At 44.4% G+C, this 24,446-nt stretch carries 21 protein-coding genes; 1 reads left to right on the top strand and 20 read right to left on the bottom strand.

From position 1 onward, the window contains the following. Positions 1-149: 149 nt before the first annotated feature. Positions 150-2,120 carry a monovalent cation:proton antiporter-2 (CPA2) family protein gene (locus L1271_RS02785; RefSeq protein ID WP_235366689.1) on the bottom strand — a complete coding sequence of 657 codons (1,971 nt, stop codon included), beginning with the start codon at positions 2,118-2,120 and terminating at the stop codon, positions 150-152. 153 nt (positions 2,121-2,273) lie between these two features. Between L1271_RS02785 and L1271_RS02780 the strand changes: the two genes are divergently transcribed. Continuing rightward, positions 2,274-3,170 (top strand): GGDEF domain-containing protein, encoded by an 897-nt coding sequence (locus tag L1271_RS02780; RefSeq protein ID WP_102057103.1) that lies wholly within the window; start codon positions 2,274-2,276, stop codon positions 3,168-3,170. A gap of 34 nt (positions 3,171-3,204) precedes the next feature. Here the strand turns inward: L1271_RS02780 and L1271_RS02775 are convergent, their stop codons facing one another. From L1271_RS02775 to rpsB, 19 genes are all read right to left on the bottom strand, one after another. Then, positions 3,205-3,552 (bottom strand): hypothetical protein, encoded by a 348-nt coding sequence (locus tag L1271_RS02775; protein WP_206471036.1) that lies wholly within the window; start codon positions 3,550-3,552, stop codon positions 3,205-3,207. Beyond that, on the bottom strand, positions 3,545-4,852 hold the full coding sequence (gene tilS, locus L1271_RS02770; RefSeq protein WP_235366688.1) for a tRNA lysidine(34) synthetase TilS: 1,308 nt from the start codon (positions 4,850-4,852) through the stop codon (positions 3,545-3,547). Before tilS ends, L1271_RS02775 begins: the two co-directional genes overlap by 8 nt. An 85-nt stretch (positions 4,853-4,937) precedes the next feature. Continuing rightward, positions 4,938-5,894 (bottom strand): acetyl-CoA carboxylase carboxyl transferase subunit alpha, encoded by a 957-nt coding sequence (accA, locus tag L1271_RS02765; protein ID WP_010606782.1) that lies wholly within the window; start codon positions 5,892-5,894, stop codon positions 4,938-4,940. 16 nt (positions 5,895-5,910) lie between these two features. Next, complete coding sequence (gene dnaE / locus L1271_RS02760; RefSeq protein ID WP_235366687.1) at positions 5,911-9,402, bottom strand: DNA polymerase III subunit alpha; 3,492 nt, start codon at positions 9,400-9,402, stop codon at positions 5,911-5,913. A gap of 2 nt (positions 9,403-9,404) precedes the next feature. Beyond that, entirely contained in the window at positions 9,405-9,998 is a 594-nt protein-coding gene (gene rnhB / locus L1271_RS02755; RefSeq protein ID WP_235366686.1) for a ribonuclease HII, read from the bottom strand. Further along, positions 9,988-11,142: a lipid-A-disaccharide synthase gene (gene lpxB, locus L1271_RS02750; protein ID WP_235366685.1), complete on the bottom strand. Its 1,155-nt coding sequence runs from the start codon at positions 11,140-11,142 to the stop codon at positions 9,988-9,990. Before lpxB ends, rnhB begins: the two co-directional genes overlap by 11 nt. A 72-nt stretch (positions 11,143-11,214) precedes the next feature. Beyond that, positions 11,215-11,988, bottom strand: coding sequence for an acyl-ACP--UDP-N-acetylglucosamine O-acyltransferase (gene lpxA, locus L1271_RS02745; protein WP_088530226.1), 774 nt, complete (start codon positions 11,986-11,988; stop codon positions 11,215-11,217). Then, positions 11,988-12,440 (bottom strand): 3-hydroxyacyl-ACP dehydratase FabZ, encoded by a 453-nt coding sequence (gene fabZ, locus L1271_RS02740; protein WP_010371351.1) that lies wholly within the window; start codon positions 12,438-12,440, stop codon positions 11,988-11,990. Before fabZ ends, lpxA begins: the two co-directional genes overlap by 1 nt. Before the next feature lie 10 nt (positions 12,441-12,450). Next, the gene (gene lpxD / locus L1271_RS02735; protein ID WP_102057106.1) at positions 12,451-13,494 is read right to left on the bottom strand and encodes a UDP-3-O-(3-hydroxymyristoyl)glucosamine N-acyltransferase; all 1,044 of its coding nucleotides are present in this window, start codon (positions 13,492-13,494) and stop codon (positions 12,451-12,453) included. Further along, complete coding sequence (locus L1271_RS02730) at positions 13,494-14,012, bottom strand: OmpH family outer membrane protein (RefSeq protein ID WP_102057107.1); 519 nt, start codon at positions 14,010-14,012, stop codon at positions 13,494-13,496. The genes lpxD and L1271_RS02730 overlap by 1 nt, the downstream gene beginning before the upstream one ends. 11 nt (positions 14,013-14,023) lie before the next feature. Beyond that, entirely contained in the window at positions 14,024-16,495 is a 2,472-nt protein-coding gene (gene bamA / locus L1271_RS02725; RefSeq protein ID WP_010606775.1) for an outer membrane protein assembly factor BamA, read from the bottom strand. A 166-nt stretch (positions 16,496-16,661) separates the two neighbouring features. Further along, positions 16,662-18,014, bottom strand: a complete 1,353-nt coding sequence (rseP, locus tag L1271_RS02720) for a sigma E protease regulator RseP (RefSeq protein WP_235366684.1) — start codon at positions 18,012-18,014, stop codon at positions 16,662-16,664. Between the two features lie 2 nt (positions 18,015-18,016). Continuing rightward, positions 18,017-19,207, bottom strand: a complete 1,191-nt coding sequence (gene ispC / locus L1271_RS02715; protein ID WP_235366683.1) for a 1-deoxy-D-xylulose-5-phosphate reductoisomerase — start codon at positions 19,205-19,207, stop codon at positions 18,017-18,019. Beyond that, positions 19,204-20,070 carry a phosphatidate cytidylyltransferase gene (locus L1271_RS02710; protein ID WP_017216091.1) on the bottom strand — a complete coding sequence of 289 codons (867 nt, stop codon included), beginning with the start codon at positions 20,068-20,070 and terminating at the stop codon, positions 19,204-19,206. The genes ispC and L1271_RS02710 overlap by 4 nt, the downstream gene beginning before the upstream one ends. A gap of 10 nt (positions 20,071-20,080) precedes the next feature. Continuing rightward, entirely contained in the window at positions 20,081-20,854 is a 774-nt protein-coding gene (locus tag L1271_RS02705; RefSeq protein ID WP_010606771.1) for an isoprenyl transferase, read from the bottom strand. Between the two features lie 171 nt (positions 20,855-21,025). Beyond that, positions 21,026-21,583: a ribosome recycling factor gene (frr, locus tag L1271_RS02700; protein ID WP_010371327.1), complete on the bottom strand. Its 558-nt coding sequence runs from the start codon at positions 21,581-21,583 to the stop codon at positions 21,026-21,028. A gap of 92 nt (positions 21,584-21,675) precedes the next feature. Next, entirely contained in the window at positions 21,676-22,413 is a 738-nt protein-coding gene (gene pyrH / locus L1271_RS02695; protein WP_010371324.1) for a UMP kinase, read from the bottom strand. A 139-nt stretch (positions 22,414-22,552) separates the two neighbouring features. Beyond that, positions 22,553-23,404: a translation elongation factor Ts gene (gene tsf / locus L1271_RS02690; RefSeq protein ID WP_102057110.1), complete on the bottom strand. Its 852-nt coding sequence runs from the start codon at positions 23,402-23,404 to the stop codon at positions 22,553-22,555. Between the two features lie 220 nt (positions 23,405-23,624). Continuing rightward, positions 23,625-24,353, bottom strand: coding sequence for a 30S ribosomal protein S2 (rpsB, locus tag L1271_RS02685; RefSeq protein WP_010371318.1), 729 nt, complete (start codon positions 24,351-24,353; stop codon positions 23,625-23,627). Positions 24,354-24,446: the final 93 nt, after the last annotated feature.

Here is a 24,446-nt window from a genome sequence, read left to right as displayed (position 1 = left end):
CTACTCCGTGTTGTAGGAGACGCTTTACGCGGCGAGCAGTAGCCACATAACAACACTCAAAATCGCAGAATGAACCTGCTCCTACTCCATGTCGTAGGAGACGCTTTACGCGGCGATCTGTTAAAAAAGCATAAATTTAAGAAACGTTATTACGGTAGGCCATCGAGTAAAAACTGCTCCGCACGTTCAACGCGGCGGGGTTTCCCCTTTAACAGCAAAACATCATTAACGCGTAAAATGGTTTGCTCATCTGGTTGAGCAATTTCTTCGCCGTCACGCCTTAACGCAGTAATATCAACGCGCTTAACGTTGAGCTCAAGCTCAGCAATTGACTTGTTAACAGCAAATGCATGGTCAGGCAAAGCAATGGCATGCAGATATTCTAACCGCTCGCCAGTGACTTCATGCAGATCACTGCTGTCTCCAGCAAAAAAGCCATGTAAATACGGATAACGATTTTCTCGCTCTTTACTGACACGACGAAAAATTCTGCGCATTGGCACACCAGACATGTACAACACATGAGAAACCAGCATCAAACTTGCTTCTAAAGTTTCTGGCACAACTTCTGCGACGCCCATGGCTTTTAATTGCTCCATGTAACTGTCATCTTTCATGCGTACCAAGATCTTCACTTCGTGGGTACGCCGACGAATGGCGTCAACAACCACCTGCGTCTGTTCAAAGTCATCAAAGGTAATGATAACCAAGCGCGCTTTATCAATATTTGCTGACTTTAACAGCGTTTTTTGTGCCGCATGACCAAATAACACGGGCTCACCCGCAATTTGTGCGTCTTGTACAATTTGCGGGTTACGCTCTACCGCAATATATGGAATAGCCTCTGGACGTAAAAATCGTGCGATAGTTTGACCAACACGCGCGTAGCCAAAAATCACAACATGATTTTTTAAATCAGCCGCGTTATAACCACTTGGCGCTTCGGGTTGCCAGTCTTTTTCTATTCCCAAGATATTGAGAATATGCGCGGTTTTACTAATAAGATAAGGCGTTAACGCCATAGACAACACGCCAAGCGTGATCAAGAAGGACACTTCATTCTTGTCTAATAATTGATGTTTACTGGCAAGAGCAACCAATACAAAGCCAAATTCCCCCATTTGCCAGATCAAAATACCAGCGCCCCAAGCGTCTTTTTTACGCTCTCCCATTAACTGCGCAACGCCAACGATGATCAACACTTTGATCACAAGCACAGCGCCAAGTGCTGCAACAATATAAATAAACTGGTCGAGCACATAAGGAATATCTAGTTGCATACCCACTGTGACAAAAAAGAGTCCCATTAGAATATCTCGAAACGGTCTAATTTCTGCCTCAAGCTGATGCCGATATTGGCTTTCCCCTAACATCATGCCCGCTAAAAATGCGCCGAGCGCCATTGAAAGTCCGAATGCATAAGTGAGCGAACCCGCGCACAGGGCAACAACTAAAGTAGATAAAACAAAGAGCTCATCTGTTCTTACTAATGCGATTTCGTTAAATATTTTAGGTAGTAACCACTTACCTACTGCCCATAAAACCAGACACACAACCGCACCCTTAGCAAATGCAAAAAGTAGCGCTGACGCCAGCTCTGAATTACTCGCAGAGGAAATAAGCGGAAACGCGATGAGCAGCGGCACAACGGCAATATCTTGGAATAACAACATGCCAATACCGAGCTGACCATGACGTGTGTTGAGCATCCCCAGCTCTTTTAACAGCTTAACCACAACCGCCGTAGAAGAAAGTGCAATGAGGCTTGCAATCACAAATGCACCCACCCACTCATATTGCATAAAACGCAACACAAACATACCAATGATCGTGGTAACGATGACCTGCAAACTCCCTAAACCGAATACTACGTTTCGCATTGCCATTAATTTTGGCACGGAAAATTCAAGCCCTAAACTGAACAGTAAAAACACGATCCCAAGCTCGGCCATAAAGTGGATTTCTTGGCTGTCACTCATCCATCCAATGCCGTGACTGCCTGCAATGACTCCAGTGAGCAAATAAGCCAGAATAGGCGGCAAGCCAATCCGCTTAAAGGACCAGACTAAAATCACTGCACATAACAGCAAGGCAAAAACCTGCGCGAAGATACTTTGCAATCTGCCTCCTGAGCGAAAAAATTGACGGGGAATAAAGGTGGATTTCTTTTTCTTTCTCTTAAATATAGCAAGCGTTTGTTTTTAAGCCAGTTTAAATTTTTGGCACAAAGTTCGCATATTAATCATGTATTGTTGTATTTAAGGGGAAGAAATATGGAAAATGTCCATATTTTGACACAGAGATTGCCGACCAGAGGCGATTACTTGCCGTTCAATTCTGAACAGTATAGTACGCAAGGCGGTGAACACTACGCGCGATTAGTCGACAAACTTCAGACAACACTCAACATTGAAGAGCTGTTGACTATTTACGCGGAGCATGTGGCAAGAATTTCAAAAATTTCGGGGCTCCAGTTCCATTGTAGCCTTGGTGTCTTTCAGATGAAGGACAGCGATAGCCAATTTCCGGCTAGTACGTTTGATCTTGAGCTAGAAAAAGAGCACTTAGGACAGCTGGTGTATTTCAGTGAGTTTCCATTTAGTGAAGCGATCAAGGCAAAATTGTCAAAATTACACGCCTGTTTAATTTACCCAATGCGTAATGCCTTGATGTACAACCGTGTATTGCAATTAGCAACTAAGGACTCTCTAACAGGACTTTATAATCGCAGTCAATTTACTGACAATTTAGAAGAGAAACTCGAGCGTTGCCGTCGTCAACATCGTAATTTTAGCCTAATGCTTTTAGATTTAGACAACTTTAAGCAGGTGAATGATGTTCATGGTCATAAAGCCGGTGATGAAGTGTTGGTTGAGTTTTCACGTATTTTGCAAACCTCAACGCGCGCAACTGATTCGGTATTTAGATTCGGTGGTGATGAGTTCGCCATTTTAATTGACGATCCTGCGTTTACCACCAACAAGGTAATTGCAGAAAGAATTATGGAAGCCGTAAGAAAGTCGAGCATGTTGGCTAAATATACGGTGACCACGAGCATTGGCTTTACGCTGGCATCGAGCCATGATACTGCCGACAACATATTTGCTCGTTCGGATAGCGGCTTATACCGCGCCAAAGCAGCCGGACGAAACTGCGCTCGCGCAGTATAAAAAAACCACTTCCCCTTTTGCTCAGTGTTATGCGTTAACGCTGAGCACCTTTTCCTAAGTATAGGTAGGCCATCAGGGCAAGTGCCGCGCCGTTAAAAAATCCATTTATTACCCATGCAAGCGCAAGGAAATCGGGTAACACTGAAAACATCACTGCAAGCATTGGCGCAAGTAAGCCAAGAATAAAATACATTCCACCCTTACCATGCCAATACAGAAGTAAAAACACGATACTGATAATGCCTGACGCGGAAGCAAATATTTGATTTAGCCACACCACTTCACTCGACATAAAAAGTACGATAAACACCACCGCAGTGAACACCACCGCATAAGGTGCCTTTTGCGCTAACTGTTGGCCAATCTTTTTACTTTCAGTCATCTTTTACTACCCAAATAATGCCTTTGTCTTCTGCGTGATCGGCACTCACAAACAGTCCGTTCACCGCAACCGGTGTATCATTGTAATAAACAACCGCAATAGAATCACGCTCCCAGCTTGGAATGTGTAAATCTTTTAGCCAATGTTTCAAGGTATTAGAGCCAGGTTTGCTCTGTGGTTTGATTTTATCTTTAAGTCTGCCGTAGCGAATGCTAACGATTTCGTCCGTGAAAGGTTTGCGGATCCCCTTGCCAGTTTGTAAAGCCACAGGTGTACTTTGCCCGCTGAGTTCGTTGAAGTTAACGGTCTCAATGTCATGCTTTTGGCTAGTTTTCGTTACCCAATAAAGTGCGTCACGATAGCGCCTCACTGCGCCTTGCTTAAAACGAATTTCAAGTTGACTGTCCTGGCGCGATAAAAACGCCTGTTGTACGATTTCATCTAGCTGTTTGTGACTCGGCATCTCTATGCCCTGCTTTGATAGCCACAGTCTGATAACATTATCTCTTCTTGCATAAGAGAGCCGTTGTAAAGCCGTGATATTTAGCGCCATCCGACAACGACACTTTTGCAAGTCTTCTTCACTCACCTCATCAATTATGGCTTGTTGGCGCTGTAAAATATCAATACTGCGCAGTGTGTTACCTACAAAACCTTTGAATCGAGAGGTAAGTAGCGGGATCACCTGATTGCGTAAAAAGTTACGGTCAAACACATCGTCGGCGTTGGACTCATCAGTAATATGCTCAAGGCCAAACTGCTGTGCAAATGCTTCAATGTCACTGCGACTAACGGCAAGTAACGGACGAATACAATAGCGCCCAGATGGCAGCTGAGTAGTCGCTCTCATCGCTCCAAGCCCGAGTAATCCAGAGCCGCGCTTTAATCTCAGTAAGAAAGTTTCTACTTGGTCATCGGCATGTTGCCCAAGTACGATTGCAAAACCGGCTTTGGCCGCGTCATCTAAAGCTTGATAGCGAGCTTCGCGTGCTTGCGCTTCAAGGCTAGTACGGGTTTTCCGAGTAATAGCAACCTGTTTTGCAACAAAGGGAACATTGAGTGTTTCACAAAGCGATTTACAAAACTGCTGCCACTGCGTAGCGTGCTGTGATAAGCCATGATTAACATAAACCGCTTGGAGTATAACGTTATGCTTGTTTGCATATTCTCGACAAAGATGGAGCAACACAACCGAATCCACACCACCAGATAAAGCAATACACAACCCTTTGGCGTCGAGGCTGGAACTCAATACCTTTAAACTTGACTCTACTTGTTGGTAAACCCGACTATTAATCATGTTTTCTACAATCAATAAAAAAAGCCGCTCAATAGCGGCTTTTTAACTTAAATTAGCATTGATATCAATACGAGCAGAACCCGTATTAACAATAACCAAATGACATCAGACGCTTATAACGCTGATCTAACATCTCTTCGGTGCTTAGCGCTTCAAGATCAGCCAAGTCACGTTTAAGCTGCACTTTCAGGTTTTTCGCCATCGCATCGTAATTGCGGTGTGCGCCACCTAGCGGCTCTTCGATGATGTTATTGATAAGGTCTAACTCTTTTACGCGAGAAGCTGATACACCCATTGCTTCTGCTGCAAGTGAAGCTTTGTCTGCACTCTTCCAAAGAATAGAAGCACAACCTTCAGGTGAAATTACCGAATACGTGCTGTATTGCAGCATGTTTACTCTGTCACCTACCCCAATAGCCAATGCGCCACCAGAGCCGCCTTCACCGATCACAGTACAAATGGTTGGCACTTTGAGCGCTGCCATCACCTTAAGGTTACGTGCAATCGCTTCACTTTGACCGCGCTCTTCAGCACCTACACCCGGGTAAGCTCCCGGAGTGTCGATAAAGGTAATGATTGGCATCTTAAAGCGTTCAGCCATTTCCATTAAGCGTAATGCTTTACGGTAACCTTCTGGCTTTGGCATACCAAAATTACGTTTGATTTTTTCAGCCGTATCACGACCTTTTTGCTGACCGATAATCATTACTGGCTTGTCGTCAAGACGTGCAACACCACCAAGAATAGCCGGATCGTTAGCAAAAGTACGGTCGCCTGCGAACTCGTCAAACTCGGTAAAAATGCGTTCAATATAATCGCGAGTATATGGACGAAGCGGATGACGCGCTAATTGAGACACTTGCCAAGTACCTAAACCATCGAAAATTTTCTTGGTTAGCTCAACATTTTTGTCTTTTAAGCGGCTTATCTCTTCTTCAAGGCTAAGATCTAAATCGCCAGAGCGGCTTACGTTTTGTAATTCTTTGATTTTTGCTTCCAATTCAGCGATTGGAAGTTCAAATTCAAGATAATTGAGGCTCATGCTCTAAACTACCTGTTTAGTTAAATTCTAATTCTAATTCCTGCGCCGCCAACAGTGATAAACGAGTTAAAAGCTCATCACTTGGCGTCACACACCATTGTGTTCCTAATGTTAACTCTGCTAATGCATCAGGACGCTGATATTTAATTTTTACCGGACACGTTCCAAATTTGTATGGTTCTAGCACTTTTTTGAAATTATCAAAGAAGTTCACGTCAATTTGAGCCATATTTAGCGTCATTTTTATTGCACTAATACGCTTTTCTCGCGCCTGAGCAATGGTAGAGATTTCTCTTGCGGTCATTGTAATGCCACCAGAGAAGTTATCAAAGCTGACCTGTCCAGATATTACCAAGATTTGGTTAATTTGCAGCATTTCTTGGTACATTTCAAACTGTTCAGGAAATAAGCGTACATCAATTCGGGCACTTTTGTCATCTAAAGTGATAAGTCCCCAACGCGCTCCTTTTTTGTTTATCAAGGTACGAGCATTGATAACCAGTCCCGCCGCGGTTGCTACCGTATCACGATTACCGGGTTGTAAGTCAACTAACTTGCCAGAGGTATAATATTTTAATTCTTTGCGATATTGATTAATTGGGTGGCCAGTTAGGTAGAGACCTAAGGTTTCTTTTTCTCCATTTAACCATTCTTTATCGCTAAGCGGCGTGGCTTTGATAAAGGCTTGTTCAACCTCCTCAGGCTCAACCGCAAGTAAACCAAATAAGTCGCTCTGTCCAAGTGATTCGGCTTTGTGATGCTGCTCTGCCGACTTCATGGCATCCTTTAAGCTTGCTAGTAATGTCGCGCGCCCTGGCTGATCTCTGTCAGGACCAAGCTTATCAAGCGCTCCTGCGTATATTAGCTTTTCAATCACGCGTTTATTTAGACGCTTTAAATCAACTCGCGCACAGAAGTCGAATAAATCTTTAAATTCTCCCCCTTGGGCTCGCGCTTCAAGGATCGCTTCAACTGGACCTTCACCTACGCCTTTAATCGCTCCTATACCATAGACGATCTCACCTTGAAGATTTACAGCAAATTTGTAGACACCGGCATTCACGTCTGGTGGTAGCAGCGTCAACTTCATGTTTTCGCATTCATCTACCAAGGTTACGATTTTGTCGGTGTTATCCATATCCGCTGACATTACCGCCGCCATAAACTCGGCAGGGAAATGGGTCTTCATCCATAGCGTTTGGTACGACACTAACGCGTAGGCTGCGGAGTGTGATTTGTTAAAGCCGTAACCCGCGAACTTTTCTACCAAGTCGAAGATTTTCATGGCAAGTTCGCCTTCGACGCCATTATCTTTGGCACCATCTTCGAACGTTGCACGTTGCTTCGCCATTTCTTCAGGCTTTTTCTTACCCATCGCACGACGAAGCAAGTCAGCGCCACCTAGGCTATAACCTGCAAGCACCTGCGCTATCTGCATTACCTGTTCTTGGTAAAGGATGATCCCGTAGGTCGGCTCCAGTATAGGTTGTAGACTTTCATGCTGGTATTGTGCATCTGGATACGATACTTCTTCACGACCATGCTTACGGTCGATAAAGTTATCTACCATGCCCGATTGCAATGGACCCGGACGGAATAGCGCAACCAGTGCGATCATGTCTTCGAAACAGTCTGGCTTCAAGCGACGGATCAAGTCTTTCATACCACGAGATTCCAGCTGGAATACCGCAGTTGTTTGTGCGTCTAGTAACACTTTAAAACTTGCAGGGTCATCCAATGGGATCGCAGCGATATCAATCGGCTCACGACTTTCTCTGCCAAGGCGTTCGTTCGCCATGTCGAGCGCCCATTGCAAAATGGTTAGCGTTCTTAGACCAAGGAAGTCAAACTTAACCAGACCTGCGGTTTCTACGTCGTTCTTGTCAAACTGGGTAACTGGGAACTTACCTTCTTCGTCGCAATACAGTGCTGCAAAGTCGGTAATGGTAGTAGGCGAGATAACAACACCACCGGCGTGTTTACCCGCGTTACGTGTACAGCCTTCAAGAATGCGACATTTATCGATCAGTTCACGTACTTCTTCATCACTGTCGTAAGCTTCTGGCAAGCGAGGCTCAACATCAAACGCTTTGGCAAGTGTCATACCAGGGTCGCCAGGTACAAGCTTGGAGATCCTATCTACAAAGCCATAAGGGTGACCAAGCACACGACCTACGTCTCGAATTACCGCTTTTGCCGCCATCGTACCAAAGGTGATGATCTGAGACACGGCGTCTCGACCATACAGTTTAGCAACGTGGTCAATTACCTCGTCTCGTCTATCCATACAGAAGTCGACGTCAAAGTCTGGCATCGAAACCCGCTCGGGGTTAAGGAATCGTTCGAATAGGAGATCGAATTCAAGTGGGTCAAGATCTGTGATCTTAAGCGCATATGCCACCAAAGAGCCGGCACCGGAACCACGACCAGGACCGACAGGGATGCCGTTATCCTTACTCCACTGAATGAACTCCATTACGATTAAGAAGTAACCTGGAAATCCCATTTGGTTAATAACGTCAAGTTCAACCTGCAGACGGTCGTCATATTCACCACGCTTTTCTTTGCGGTCATTTTCATCAGGGAATAAGAACTGCAACCGTTCTTCTAGACCATCTTTCGACACTTTGACCAAGAAATCTTCAATCGCCAGATCGCCCGTTGGATAATCTGGTAGGAAGTAAGTGCCAAGCTGTACCGTCACGTTACAGCGCTTAGCGATTTCTACGGTGTTTTCCAAAGCTTCTGGAATGTCACTAAAGAGCGCTTGCATTTGCTCTGAAGTCTTTAAATATTGCTCTTTAGAAAAGCGCTTTGGTCGATTTTTATCTTCTAATGTATAACCATCGTGAATAGCGACGCGAATTTCGTGGGCATCAAAGTCTTTTTCGTGTAAAAACACCACTTCATTCGTCGCCACAACGGGTATATTACGCGCAGCCGCGACCTCCACAGCACCATGGAGATATTCTTCTTCTTGTGCACGTGCTGTGCGTTGCAGCTCAATATAAAAATGGTCGCTAAAATGCTGCTCGTAAAACGCCAGCGTTTCTTCAATTAGCTTAGGATTGCCTTTTAAGATAGCTTTACCTAAATCGCCATCTTTCGCGCCGGAGATAAGGATCAGCCCTTCTTTGTATTTCGCAAGCCACTCTTTATCAATTACAGGGCGATGGAATACATGACCACGAAGATAGGCATCGGAGATCAACAAGGTGAGGTTTTTATAGCCTTGATTGTTCTTAGCGAGAACGAGAATTCGGCTTGGTTCATCAGGAAACTGATCTGACTTTAGCCAAAAATCCGCACCAATTATTGGCTTGATCCCTGCCCCGTGTGCGCCACCATAAAAACGCACCAAACCACATAAGTTCATTTGATCGGTGATGGCAAGCGCAGGCATTGCAAGCTCTTCGGCCCTTGCCACAATTGGTTTGGTCTTCGCTAGACCATCCACCATTGAGAAGTCACTGTGTACACGCAAATGGACAAACTGCGGGGCTGGCATGCTTACTCCTTCTCGGCCAAAATTCGTTGCACAGGCTTAAAGCTTGTACGGTGATGCGGAGTAACACCATGTGCTTCGAGCGCGGCAAAGTGGACTTTGGTTGGATAACCTTTGTGGCCTGCAAAACCAAACTCAGGATATTCCGCATCGAGTGCTAACATCTCATTGTCTCGGGTGACTTTCGCCAATATGGATGCCGCACTTATCTCGGCAACTAGGCTATCCCCTTTTACAACTGCGGTTGCCGCAACACTTAGCTTAGGTAAACGATTTCCATCAACAAATACATGATTTGGTTTAACTTCCAATCCTTCAACTGCGCGTGTCATCGCCAACATCGTTGCGTGAAGAATATTCAAATCGTCAATTTCTGCAACTGACGCTCTCGCAATGCAGTAACATAATGCCTTTTCTTTTATCTCTTCTGCCAATGCAATGCGCTTTTTCTCTGACAGTTTTTTTGAGTCGGTTAACCCTACTATTGGTTTAGTTGGGTCTAAAATGACGGCAGCGGTTACAACGTCACCCACCAACGGGCCACGTCCTACCTCGTCAACGCCTGCAATATACTGCACATCAGGACGTTCAATTTGCATCTATTAACTCCATTACAGCCTGAGCCGCTTGTTTGCTGGCATTTAGGCGAATGTTCTCATGTATCTCGTAAAACTTTCTCACAAGCTTACTATTATTACCTTTTAACATCGGGAAAAGTGCTTCAGCGAGTGCGTCAGGATTACACTCTGCCTGTAAAAACTCAGGCACAAGTGGTGCGTCAGCCAATAAATTCGGCAAGGCAAAGTATTTGATGTTAAAGGTAAAAAAGGTATTAAAAATCCAATAACTCTTAGGATTTAGCTTATACCCTACCACCATTGGCTTTTTATATAGCATCGCCTCAAGTGTGGCTGTACCCGAGGCCAGTAAAACGCTATCCGCAGCTTGCATTGCCAGTGCTGACTGGCCGTCAAGCATAATTGGGTTCAATTCCGGCGCGACTTCTTTCAAGGCTTCCAAAAACTGTGCTCTGCGCTTTTCGTTTACCAAAGGCACGACTATTTTTAAGTTAGGAATTTTATCGACTAATTTTTTTGCGGTGGCGAGGTAAGTGCGGCTCAATAAGCCAACTTCAGAGCCCCGACTACCAGGAAGCAGTGCTAAAACCGTATCATCTTGACTTAAGTTCAGCTGTGCACGCGCACCTGCGGTATCCGGTTCAAGTGGAATTTCATCCGCCAGCGTATGACCCACAAATGTACAAGGCACTTCATGTTTATCATAAAAGGCTTTTTCGAACGGCAGCAAAGACAGCACTAGGTTAGTCGCTTCAGCAATCTTATGGATACGCTTTTGACGCCACGCCCACACACTCGGGCTTACATACTGAATGGTTTTAATTCCTGCCGCTTTCAACGGTTTTTCAACACGCAAATTAAAATCCGGCGCATCAATACCGATGAATACATCAGGTGGATTATCAATAAAGTAGTTCACCAACTGCTTTTTAATTTTTAGCAAGCGAGGTAAGCGACCAAGCACTTCGACTAGTCCCATAACAGCCAGTTCATCCATGTCAAACAGGCTTTTACAACCCGCTTGTTGCATTTTAGGACCACCGATCCCGACAAAATTAGCATTGGGGTAATGCAGTTTTAGCGCATTTATGAGGCCTGCTCCGAGTATATCGCCCGATAACTCTCCTGCGACCACGCCAATGGTGATATTTTTTTCGTTAGCCATTGTTATTTTTCAGTATAAAAAAACGCCATACAAAATGTATGGCGTAAGTATAACCTGTATTGCGGTTCAAGTTTAGCGGATCAAACCACGATTAGAAGTCGCAATAAAATCAATCATTTGTTGAACTGCTGCGAACTCAGAAGCCTCTTCTTTTAGCGCTTCTAACGCATCTTCTAAACGCAGCCCCTTACGGAACAACGTTTTGTATGCGCGTCTTGTTGCCATGATTTCATCAGACTCAAAGCCGCGACGCTTTAAGCCTTCAGTATTAATTGCAACGGGTCTCGCTGGCGTGCCAGTCGTTGTAACAAATGGCGGCACGTCTTGGTTCACACCCGAGTACATACCAATAAAGGCATGTGAACCCACTTTACAAAATTGATGTACACCAGAATTACCCGCAAGGATAACCCAGTCACCAATATGTACGTGTCCGGCTACACTCGCATTGTTAGCGAAAATCACATTGCTGCCAATGACTGCGTCGTGTGCTACATGGGTGTAAGCCATAAATAAGTTGTTGCTACCAATTCGCGTGATCCCTTCGTCTTGAATTGTGCCACGATGGATAGTCGCACACTCACGAATAACGTTGTTATCACCAATAATTAGCTTAGTTGGTTCATCCTTGTACTTTTTATCTTGGCAGGCTTCTCCTACTGACGCGAATTGGAAAATGTGATTGCCTGAACCAATCTCAGATGGGCCTTTGATCACTACATGTGATTCAATCTTACAGTTATCACCAATGACTACGTCATTGCCAATATAACTATAAGGGCCTACAGAAACATTCTCGCCTAGACGCGCGCCTGATTCGATAATTGCGGTAGGATGAATAGCCATTAAAACTCTCTTCTAGCACACATAATTTCAGCTGAACACACAGTTTTGCCTTCTACTTTAGCTTCAGCACTGAATTTCCAGATATTACGGCGTTCTTTTTCGAACTTAACGTGCAAATGCATCGTGTCACCCGGTAGAACAGGTTGTTTGAAACGTGCATTGTCAATCGCTGCAAATAAGTATAGTTCATTCTCGCTGCGATTCTCGACCGTTTTAAAACCAAGTAAACCAGTTGCCTGTGCCATCGCTTCTAGGATCAACACTCCTGGGAAAATAGGTTGCTCTGGGAAGTGACCCGTGAAAATAGGCTCATTAATCGTCACGTTTTTAATCGCGTGAAGATATTCGCCAGGCTTAAAGTCTACCACTTTGTCAACAAGCAACATTGGGTAGCGGTGCGGAAGAAGTTTTAAAATCTCTTGGATATCAAAGCTGTTTAATTCGTTAGCCAAAATAGCTTCCTTATTCTACATCAGTATCTTTAAGCTGTGCTGTCAGCAGCTCAAGTGCCTTCAGGCGCGACTTAAAGTCAGATAAATTGCGTAAGTGTGCAATAGACTTACGCCACTCTTTATTCGTTTGGTGAGGTAAACCAGAAGAATAGATCCCTGGCTCAGTAATTCCTTTAGTAACCATGCTCATACCAGTAATGACAACCCCATCACAAATTTCGTTGTGACCATTGATTGCTGTCATGCCGCCAATTTGGCAGTACTTGCCGATCTTAACACTGCCCGCTAATACCGTGCAGCCTGCGATGGCTGTACCGTAACCAACTTCGACGTTATGGGCAATTTGGATCTGGTTATCTAAAATGACGTTGCTATGAATAATGGTGTCTTCTAGCGCACCTCTATCAATAGAGGTACTCGCGCCAACTTCGACACGGTCGCCAATAATTACGGTGCCAACTTGAGGGATTTTAACCCACTCGCCTTTCTCGTTGGCGTAGCCAAAACCATCACTTCCTATTACGGCACCAGACTGGAATAGACATTGCTCGCCTATCTGTACTTCATGATAGATAGTCACGTTTGCCCAGAGTTTAGTCTTTGCGCCTATTTTGGCATGTTTTCCAATGAAACAGCCAGGCCCTATCTCAACATCATCACCAATCACAGCGCCATCTTCAATTACAGCATTCGCACCCACACTGACATTTTCGCCAAGCGTCGCGGTATCAGAGATAACTGCTGTACGATGAACTCCTGATGCTGCGCTAGGTGTTGAGTCTAGCTTCTGTGCAAGTTTTGCATAGGCTACATAGGGATCTGCGATAATGAGTTTATTACCCGCAAAATAATCCGCGTCTTTTTCACTCAAGATCACGGCCCCCGCAGTCGTGCTTTCAAGCTGACCACGGTATTTGCTGTTGGCTAAAAACGCGATTTGGTCGTCTTTTGCCTGTGCGAGAGTGGCGATATTTCGAATTGATTTATCGCCATCACCTTGCAGCTGAGCACCTAGAAACTCAGCAAGTTGAGATAAGGTGTGAAGTTTTGTCATTACTTATTGCTAACCGCTTTTACCACTTCTTCAGAAAGGTCGGCTACTTTATCAGGATTGAAGTAAATTGTCGTATCTTTTACTTTAACTTCATCAAACTTACCTTTTTTAGCAACAGACTCAATCGCATCTACGATTAGCTTTTGTACTTTAGCAAGCTCTTGGTTTTGACGAACTTTAATTTCTTGCTCTAGTGGACGACCTTTTTCAGCAAGTGTCTTTTGCATTCCTTGGATTTTTTCACGAAGCGCTTCTTTTTGCTCTTCACTCATAGTCGTCGCTTCGCGCTTAAATTTTTCAGCTTCGAAACGAATGTCACCTTGAATTTTTTCAAGCTCTTGACGACGCTCAGCAAACTCAGCTTGTAGCGTTTGTTCAATTTTCGCCATTTGTGGAATTTGCTTATACACTTCCTGCATGTCTACGATGCCGACTTTGTGTGCAAGCGCACTACCTGAAGCACCCATCATTAGTGCTGCTGTCATGGCTAGTGTTGATGATTTAATAAATTTTTTCACAATAAAACTCCTTAGAATGTATTACTGATATTGAAGCTGATCGTCTTCGTATCGTCTTCTTCTTCTTTTTTGAGTGGGTAAGCGAAACTGATCAGCATTGGACCCATTGGCGAGATCCACTGAATCGATAAACCCGTTGATACTCTGAACCTTGATGGATCAGAGAAATCAGAAAGTAGATTGTATTGATCTTCCGTCAAGTTGTTATAGCGATCTACATCAAACTCGGTATCCCAAACGTTTGCCGCATCAACGAAGAAGCTGGTTCTTACAGAACTGGTATTATCTTCGTCTAGGAATGGCGTTGGTACAATAAGCTCTAAACCTGCTAGTGCTTTTGCGTTACCACCGATACGGCCACCTAGGTTTAGCGTATCAAATTGCTGATCGCCGCCAATACAGCTACCTGATGTACCATCTGGTTTAGGTGTACCCGGAATACACTTAGGCGCACGCTGTACCGCTCGAGGTAGGATCGTGTTTCGGTCAAAGCCTCGCAGCTCTTGCTCTGAAATACGGAAGAACTCTTGGAATGGCAATACTTGCTCAAAGCCATTGGTCTCGCCATAACCGTTACCATAACCTAAGCCCGCTCTCGCTGAGAATACCCAACGATGGTCGTTACTGATTGGCCAGTAAAAACGTGAATCGTAATTAATCTTGAAGAAATTAAGATCTGAGTTTGGTGTAGTAATACTTAAGTTCAAGCTTTGACGAGAACCTGCGGTTGGGAACATACCACGGTTAACCGTTACACGTGACCAACCTGCGCTTAACTCATATTTGGTAAAGTCGTAATCTGCGTTTGGATCGCTTTCGTTTAAGAAGCTCTCACGAAGTACGCGTGTTTGCTCAAAGTCTGAAATTTGCGAAAGGCTTTCTTCAATCCAACGAATACCAAAGTTAACACGGTTAATCGCATTGATTGGGAAACCAAAGTTAGTGCCGATACCGTAGCTCGTCGATTTATAATCTACAATCCCAAACTCACTTGCATCGAACTTACTATAGAAGATACTGCTGCCTTGCGACACACCATCAGGTGTAAAGTACGGATCGGTATAAGATACACTATAACGCTCTGAACCACGCGAAGTGTTAATATTGAAAGCAACTTGGTTACCAGAACCAAGGAAGTTAGACTCACTGACACCGATGTTAAACTGAAGGCCCGCATATGAACCATAAGCAACACCCGCTTGGAAACTGCCTGCAGGCTGTTCTTTTACTTTAAAGTCAACATCAACCTGATCTTCAACCCCTGGAATTGGCTTGACTTCAAACTCTACCGATTCCATATATGGCAAACGTTGAATTTGAAGCTTAGAACGCTCTAAGTTTTGGTTAGACAACCATGCACCTTCAAGCTGCGTCATTTCGCGACGTAACACTTCATCCGCTGTATTCTGGTTACCATTCACTACGATTCGACGCACATACACACGCTTACCAGGGTCTACCGATAGCGTTAGTTGTACTTCTTTATTTTCGTCATCAATTTCAGGGACTGTTCGCACTTCAGCGTTGGCATATCCAAAACGCGCCAAATAACTCTTAATGAAGTCTTCCGTCGCCGTTACAACTGAGCCGTTGTAAAGCTCACCAGCGCGAAGTGGCACAATACCTTTAATTAAGTCTTCACGGCCTAGTAAGTCACCAATGAAATCAAATCCTTTAACGGTATACTTTTCACCTTCGGTGATGTTTGCCGTAACATAAACTGATTCACGTTCTGGGCTTACTGAAACTTGCGTTGAATCGATGTTAAAACGTAAATAACCACGGTCTAGGTAAAAACTGCGGATCTTTTCTAAATCGCCTTCAATGGTTTGTTTTTGATAACGGTCATTAGATAGGAAGCGCCACCACGGCAAGTCCTGCTGAGATTCAATTAGGTTAAGAAGTTCTTCGTCCGAGAACAGTTCATTACCAACAAGGTTAATTTGACGTACAGAAGCAGCATCACCCTCTTCAAACTTCAGCATCAACTTCACACGGTTACGTGGCAATTCTACAATGCTCACCTCAACCTTAGCATTGTATTTACCAATACTGTGGAAGAATTCCGTTAAGCCTTTTTCGATACTATCGAGTACCGTTCTGTCTAACGGCTCACCTTGGCGAATATTTTGCTGTTCTAAACTCTCATTTAGCTGCTCGTCTTTGATGTCTTTGTTGCCATCAAATTCGATTGAGCTGATAGTTGGACGTTCTTTAACCTTAAAAATAATCTGATTACCATCACGGAATACCGCAATGTTGTCAAAGTGGCCAGACTTATACAACGCCTTGATTGTGCGTGAAATAGTAAACTGATCGACATTGTCACCAACGTTGATCGGAATATGTGTCAATGCAGCACCTAGTGCAACTCGCTGCAGCCCTTCTACTTTTAAATCTTCTACGATAAAGGAGTTTTGCCCTAAGGCAGCAAAACTAGCGCCCAGTAAACTGGTTACTGCAATGTGTTTTTTTATAGGCATTTTATTATCTTTATCCTTTACAACAATTTTGGCGCGATACGCTAAGGCCCACTACATCACAACATTCAAACGTTACAGCTTTTGTATTATGTTATCCGTTGTATGCTTGAACAAAAATGCAAACATTTAAACTGCATATAATGTGCGCTTTTTAGCACCGCACGGCTTAAAGCCGAGAAACATCATTAAATAGTGCAAAAAACGTTAAGGCAAGAAGAAGCGCTGCTCCAATCTTAAACCCAAACTCTTGTGTCTTTTCAGAGACTGGTTTTCTGCGAATTAGTTCAATTAAGTAATACATTAAATGCCCACCATCTAGGACAGGGAGCGGTAATAAGTTAAAAACTCCTAAATTCACGCTGATAAGCGCTAAGAAGCCTAAAAATGCAACTAACCCGTAACTAACGCTATTTCCGGCACTAACCGCGATCCCCACAGGCCCGCTTAAGTTTTTTACCGAGACTTGGCCCGTGATTAAGTTGCCGATCATGTCGAAACTTAAGGCAATCAAGTCGTAAGTTTTACGAATGCCAAGCACCATACTATCTAGGATGCCATATTGTCTAGTTTCAATATAACCATTTGGCCATTTTTCCATCACAGGCACAACGCCCAAGTAGCCTTGTACGACACCTTCTGATGACGTTTTTGCCCGAGGGGTTACCGTTAGGGTTTGTGGCTTACCATCGCGCAGAATATCAATGCTTATGGCTTGATTTGCAGATTTTTGAACTCGGCTCACCAGCTGTTGCCACGACGCCAATTTGTCACCATTTATCGCAACTAGCGTGTCTTCTACTTGTAAGCCACCTTTGTCGGCAGCCGCACCTTCTTCAATATAACCGAGCTGCAGCGTCAGCGGCGGCCTATATGGCGTAATGCCGACTGAGGTCAGCGGCGCTTCGTCCTGCTTTTCCAGCTTCCATTCACTCAAACGTAGCGTGCGAATTGCTAAGCTACCCTTTTCATCTTGTACTTTGGCAACCAGTGATGGTTCACCTAAATGCGCCATCAATTCAAACGTAACGTCTTGCCATGAGTGCACTAACTCATCATTCAGTGCAATGATGTGGTCGCCTGATTGAAACCCTGCATCCGCCGCGATACTGGTTGGTGTCACAGCTCCAACGACGGGTTTTACTGATTGAACCCCTACCATATACATTGCCGCTAACGTGACAATGGCAAACAAAAAGTTCGCAATGGGGCCTGCAGCTACCACAGCGATACGAGAAAGTACTGGCTTATTATTGAAGGCAAGGTGGCGCTCCTGCTCTGGCACATCGTCGACACGTTCATCGAGCATTTTGACATAACCACCAAGTGGAATTGCGGCGATAACGTATTCGGTTTGGTGTTTGTCATACCACTTAACTAAAGACTTACCAAAACCGATAGAAAAACGTAAGACCTTAACGCCGGCTTTTCTGGCAACCCAAAAATGGCCATATTCATGAACGGTAACTAAAATCCCTAAAGCAAGAATAAATGAGCCTAAGTGCCAGAAAAATTCAAACATGGTTACCTCAATGTGGCGATAATTTGCTGCGCTCGGTGGCGTGCCGTTCGGTCTGTTTCCATAATAGACTCAACGGATTCTAATACGCTTAGCTCACTGTGCTCAAGCGTTAAGGCATTGACTCGATAGATATCACAAAACCCTATCTTACCCTCTAAAAATGCCGCAACGGCAATTTCATTTGCAGCATTCACTGTTGTTGTTGCGGCCTGACCACTACGACATGCGTCAATCGCTAATTTGAGGTTGGGATAACGGTTAAAATCTGGTTTGGTAAAAGTGAAATCGACAATCTGAGAAAAATCTAATGGCTTGACGCCCGCGTCAATTCTGTCAGGATAGGCAAGCCCATATGCAATCGGCGTTCGCATGTCTGGTTGCCCCATTTGTGCCAGCACCGAGCCATCGCGATACTGCACCATAGAGTGGATCATACTTTGTGGGTGTATCACCACTTCAATATCGTCAGCTGAACAGTTAAATAACCACTTAGCTTCAATAAACTCTAGCCCTTTATTCATCATGGTCGCAGAGTCGACAGAGATTTTTCTGCCCATAGACCAATTAGGATGTGCAACCGCTTCTTCTACCGTTACTGAAGCTAAGGTAGCCAATGAACGCTGCAAGAAAGGTCCACCTGAACCGGTTAATAAAATCTTACTAACACCGCTGTGGCTTAGATTTGAAGATTGTCCCGTTTGTATAGTCGTTGGTAGGCACTGATAAATGGCATTATGCTCACTGTCGATAGGGAGTAAAGTCGCACCATGCGCTTTTACTTTATCCATAAACAGCTGGCCACTCATTACTAACGACTCTTTGTTCGCCAGCAACACTTTTTTACCCGCTTCGACTGCCGCTAAAGTCGGTAACAACCCAGCTGCACCAACGATTGCAGACATCACGATATCCACATCCACGTGGCGAGCCATCTCAGCCATTGCTTCAACGCCATGGAGTACTTCGGTGGTAGTGTCCGTCAAACGTTGAGAAAGTTGCTGAGCTGCGTGCTCAGAGCTCATAACCGCGTATTTGGGTTGATGATGTAAACAAAGCTCAGCCATCTTTTCCGCGTTTTGCCCTGCGACTAAGGCAAATACACGATATTGTTCTGTATTGCGGCTGACGACGTCTAAGGTTGATAGTCCAATTGAGCCTGTCGCCCCCAGTACTACCAAGTTTTGCTCGCTCATAGCACTACCGTCCAAGCGTAGCAAAAAGCAAAAATGGGTGCTGCAGCCGTTAAGCTATCAATGCGATCTAGGATACCGCCGTGACCTGGCAAACAACGGCCTGAATCTTTAAGGCCTACTTCGCGTTTAAACATACTTTCAAGCAAATCACCAACGGCGGAAAATAGCGCGATAATAATGGTCATTGCAGCGTAAATTGGCCACATGTTGAGATCAATCGCAGCGAAGTGACAAAACACCAAAACAAAAACAACCGCGGTGATCACACCACCAACTAGGCCTTCAATCGTTTTATTAGGGCTCACTTTAGGCATGAGCTTGTGCTTACCTAAATTCTTTCCAGCGAAGTAGGCGCCAATGTCTGCGCTCCACACTATACCCAATACCACCATGATAAGAACCGAACCTATGTGTTCGCCATCTTCGTATCCGGCACTACGCATCACGTTTAACGCAAGCCACAGCGGTACTAGTGTCAGTACACCAGCGATGGAGCGCATCATGATCCCTTCATTCCAAGCACGAGCTGCCCGTGGATATTTAACTACCAAGAAAGTAGCAACCAGCCACCACGCAAAAGCGAGCGTAAATACATAATTAGCATCAGCGACTAAGCGCCCTTGCTGCCATAAATCCTGTATTGGCCAGTGGGTGTTAAGCAATAGAATTAACACCGCCATGACGCCAACGAAAGTAAAACGCTGACGCTTTTGACATAGGCCCGCAAGCGCCGACCACTCCCATGCACCAAGCAAAACGATTAGTGCGGCAATCGTACTAAACATTGCCAGCGGTGTATAAAACACCAAAAGTAGAGCCAGAGGTGCAAGCACCGCTGACGTTAGAATACGTTGTTTTAACAAATTTGAACCCTTAACTTGTTGCGTCTTTCTCTGCGAGGAGCTGCTTTATCTGCTCTCCTGTGCATCCGAAGCGTCGCTCTCTAGACACGTAACAAGCAATGGCTTCAGAGAATGCTTGCTCGTCAAAATCAGGCCAAAGCGTGTCGGTAAAATAGAGTTCGGCATACGCAGCTTGCCATAGCAAGAAGTTACTGATGCGGAAGTCGCCTCCCGTTCTGATCAGCAAGTCGAGATTCGCTTGATCGGCCATCGTCATCTGCTCTGTCAAGGCATCTTCGGTTATATCACTTGGTTGCAATTCACCCGCTGCAACTTGTTTTGCGAGGTGTTGTGCTGCCTGTGTGATATCCCAACGTCCACCGTAATTTGCTGCAATGTTTAAGTTAAGCCCTGTATTGTCCTGGGTCAATGTTTGAGCTTCATGAACACGCTTTTGGAGGCTGTCAGGAAAACGAGAAAGTTCGCCAATAATGGTTAGCTTTACGTTGTTCTTATGTAATTTTTTAACTTCTTTAGTCAGCACATAAATAAATAATTCCATTAACGTGCTGACTTCATCTTCTGGCCTACGCCAGTTTTCACTACTAAAGGCAAATAGCGTCAGAGACTCTATACCTAACTTGGAACAGAATTGTACAGCACTACGAACAGAATCTACGCCCTTCTTGTGTCCGAAGGCGCGTGGACGCCTGCGAGCTTGAGCCCAACGACCGTTGCCATCCATTATTATCGCAACATGTTTTGGCAATGATTGCTGCGAAATAACCTCTGCTTTTAAAACCATAATTCCAATTTAAGTGAAAAAAAACGCCGCCTAGTATACCTTAGGCGGCGCTTCAAACCTAATAAATTTGTCAGTGTACCTAGCCCAAAAAAACCTAACTGCTCAGAAACAAAGCAGAATTTTCTGCAATACGTAAACAGTGCGTAAATATAAACGCTAGGATAAAGACATTTAGATTTCCATCAACTCTGCTTCTTTCGCGCTTAGTTGAGTATCCATTTCTTTGATGAACTTGTCAGTCAGTTTTTGGATATCATCTTCAGCTTGACGCGCTTCGTCTTCAGAAATTTCTTTGTCTTTTAGCAATGATTTAATATCACCGTTTGCATCACGGCGAATGTTACGTACTGCAACACGACCACCTTCAACCTCACCACGTACGATCTTGATGAGATCTTTACGACGCTCTTCAGTTAGTGGAGGAAGTGGAACACGGATCACGGTACCTGCTGACATTGGGTTTAGACCTAAGTCAGAAGACATGATTGCTTTTTCTACCGCTTGTGCAAGTGACTTGTCGAATACGCTGATAGCCAGCGTACGAGAGTCTTCCGTCGTTACGTTTGCTACTTGGTTTAGCGGTGTATCTGCACCGTAGTATGAAACAGAGATACCATCTAGTAGTGCTGGGTGTGCACGACCTGTGCGGATTTTAGAAAGCTGGCTTCCAAGTGCCGCCACACTTTTTTTCATGCGCTCTTGAGCGTCTTTTTTAATATCTTCGATCACAATACTTTCCTAGTCTGTTCTTGTTATGCCAGATTATACTCGCAATTTAGAGATTCGCTACTTAACTGCGAGTTGCTGAAATAGTCGTCAGATTATTCTGCTGCTTGAGAAGAGATAAGGGTACCTTCCTCTTCACCCATGATGACATTTTTCAATGCACCCGGTTTATTCATGTTGAATACGCTGATTGGCATATTGTGGTCACGTGCCAATGTAAATGCAGCTAAATCCATCACTTTCAATTCTTTATCGATCACTTCGTTGTAAGTCAACGTGCGGTATAGCGTAGCATCTGGGTTTTTCACCGGATCGTCACTAAATACCCCTTCAACCTTAGTGGCTTTAATCACGGTATCCGCTTCAATCTCTATACCGCGCAAACATGCTGCTGAGTCTGTAGTAAAGAAAGGATTGCCCGTACCTGCTGAGAAAATAACAACACGGCCAGATTTTAATAGGCTAATTGCTTCTGCCCAATTGTACGCATCACACACACCATTTAGCGGGATAGCAGACATCAAACGTGCGTTTACAAAAGCACGGTGCAGCGCATCACGCATCGCAAGGCCATTCATGACGGTCGCCAGCATGCCCATGTGGTCGCCCACCACTCGGTTCATGCCCGCTTCTGCAAGTGAACCACCACGTAAGAAGTTACCGCCACCGATAACCAAACCCACTTCTACGTCGAGCTCTACTAACTCTTTGATTTCTTGTGCCATACGATCCAATACTTTTGGATCGATACCAAAGCCTTCATCTCCCATTAAAGCTTCACCACTAAGCTTTAAAAGAACGCGTCTAAAAACAGGTTTTTTATTGATAGTCATAATATCCGGGCCAATTAAAAGTGAGGTAAAAAATAACCGCGCTTATGCTAGACATAAATGCGCGGTTATTTTAGAGAATTTTCAGCAATGACGCAAAGCTAATGTCAGCTTTTACGTCATTAGGCATCACAATAAGTGATTACTGGCCTTTTGCTGCAGCGATTTGTGCTGCAACTTCTGCTGCGAAATCTTCTTCTTTCTTCTCGATACCTTCACCTACCTCTAGGCGAACGAATGAAGAAACAGATGCATTCTTCTCTTTAAGGTAGTCACCCACTGATTTCTTAGGTTCCATGATGAAAGCTTGACCAGTAAGAGAGATCTCACCAGTGAACTTCTTCATACGACCAACAACCATTTTCTCAGCGATTTCAGCTGGCTTACCTTCGTTCATTGCGATTTCAACTTGAACCGCTTTTTCTTTTTCAACTACTTCAGCAGGTACGTCTTCTGGGTTTAGGTAGTCTGGCTTAGAAGCAGCAACGTGCATTGCAACGTGCTTAAGTGTTTCTTCGTCAGCATCACCAGCTACAACAACACCGATACGCTCGCCGTGACGGTAAGCAACTAGCTTGTCACCTTGGATGTAAGAAACACGACGGATGTTCATGTTCTCACCGATTTTAGCTACTAGTGCAACACGAGTCTCTTCAAACTTAGCTTGTAAGTCTTCGATAGTTAGTTGCTCAGCTACAGCTGCGTCAGCAATTTCGTTAGCAAATGCAAGGAAGCTTGCATCTTTTGCTACGAAGTCAGTTTGACAGTTAACTTCTACTAGTGCAGCAAAACCTTCGCCTTGCTTGATGATGATTGTACCTTCAGCAGCGATGTTGCCTGCTTTTTTAGCAGCTTTAGCAGCACCACTTTTGCGCATGTTTTCGATTGCTTGATCGATATCACCGCCAGTTTCTGTCAGTGCTTTTTTACAATCCATCATACCAGCGCCAGTGCGGTCACGAAGTTCTTTTACTAGGGCAGCAGTTACAGCCATTAGAATATCCTCAAATCTGAATTCAGTTCTTGATAAAACCAACCTTAGGTTGGCTGAATATCAAATCAAGTACAGCTCGCCTCAATTTGATAAAAATCCGTTATCTTTCAAGGTCTGCTTGGCAAACAACGGGATAAGCAGTTAATCGCTTATAAAGAATATCAAGTCTTCATCAATAATTTGATGAAGACTTGATGACAGCTAATACCTAATCAGGTAATTACTCAGCTTCAACGAAGTCGTCGTTTTCTGCTTGAGCAACGATGTTGCTTTCACGACCTTCAGTGATAGCAGTCGCTACTGCACCAGTGTATAGCTGGATTGCACGGATAGCGTCGTCGTTACCAGGGATGATGAAATCAACACCATCTGGGTTAGAGTTAGTATCAACAACAGATACTACTGGGATACCTAGGTTGTTAGCTTCACGGATAGCGATGTGCTCGTGGTCAGCGTCGATAACGAAGATAGCGTCAGGAAGACCGCCCATATCTTTGATACCGCCAAGGCCTTTTTCAAGCTTTTGCATTTCACGAGTAAGCATTAGCGCTTCTTTCTTAGTAAGCTTCTCGAAAGTACCGTCTTGGCTTTGAGTCTCAAGCTCTTTAAGACGCTTGATTGATTGACGAACTGTTTTCCAGTTAGTCAACATACCACCTAACCAACGGTGATTTACGTAGAACTGCTCACTTTGGATAGCCGCTTCTTTAACTGCTTCGCTTGCAGCGCGCTTAGTACCTACGAAAAGGATTTTGCCTTTGTTAGATGCTACGTTCTGTAAGAACTTAAGAGCATCGTTGAACATAGGAACAGTTTTTTCTAGGTTGATGATATGAACGCGGTTACGTGCACCGAAGATGAACGGCTTCATCTTAGGGTTCCAGTAACGTGCTTGGTGACCGAAGTGAACACCAGCTTGAAGCATATCGCGCATTGAAACGTTTGCCATTGTATATTTCCTCTAAAAGTTAGGGTTAGGCCTCCACATATCCCATAGCACCAACACGAAGTTTTTATAACTGCATGCACCCAAGTGTATGTG

Origin of the sequence: Pseudoalteromonas sp. OF5H-5, assembly GCF_021530695.1 — a bacterium.
Taxonomy (GTDB): Bacteria; Pseudomonadota; Gammaproteobacteria; order Enterobacterales; family Alteromonadaceae; genus Pseudoalteromonas.
The sequence above is the reverse complement of the archived record's forward strand: the minus strand, read 5'-3'. Positions and strand labels throughout refer to the sequence as shown.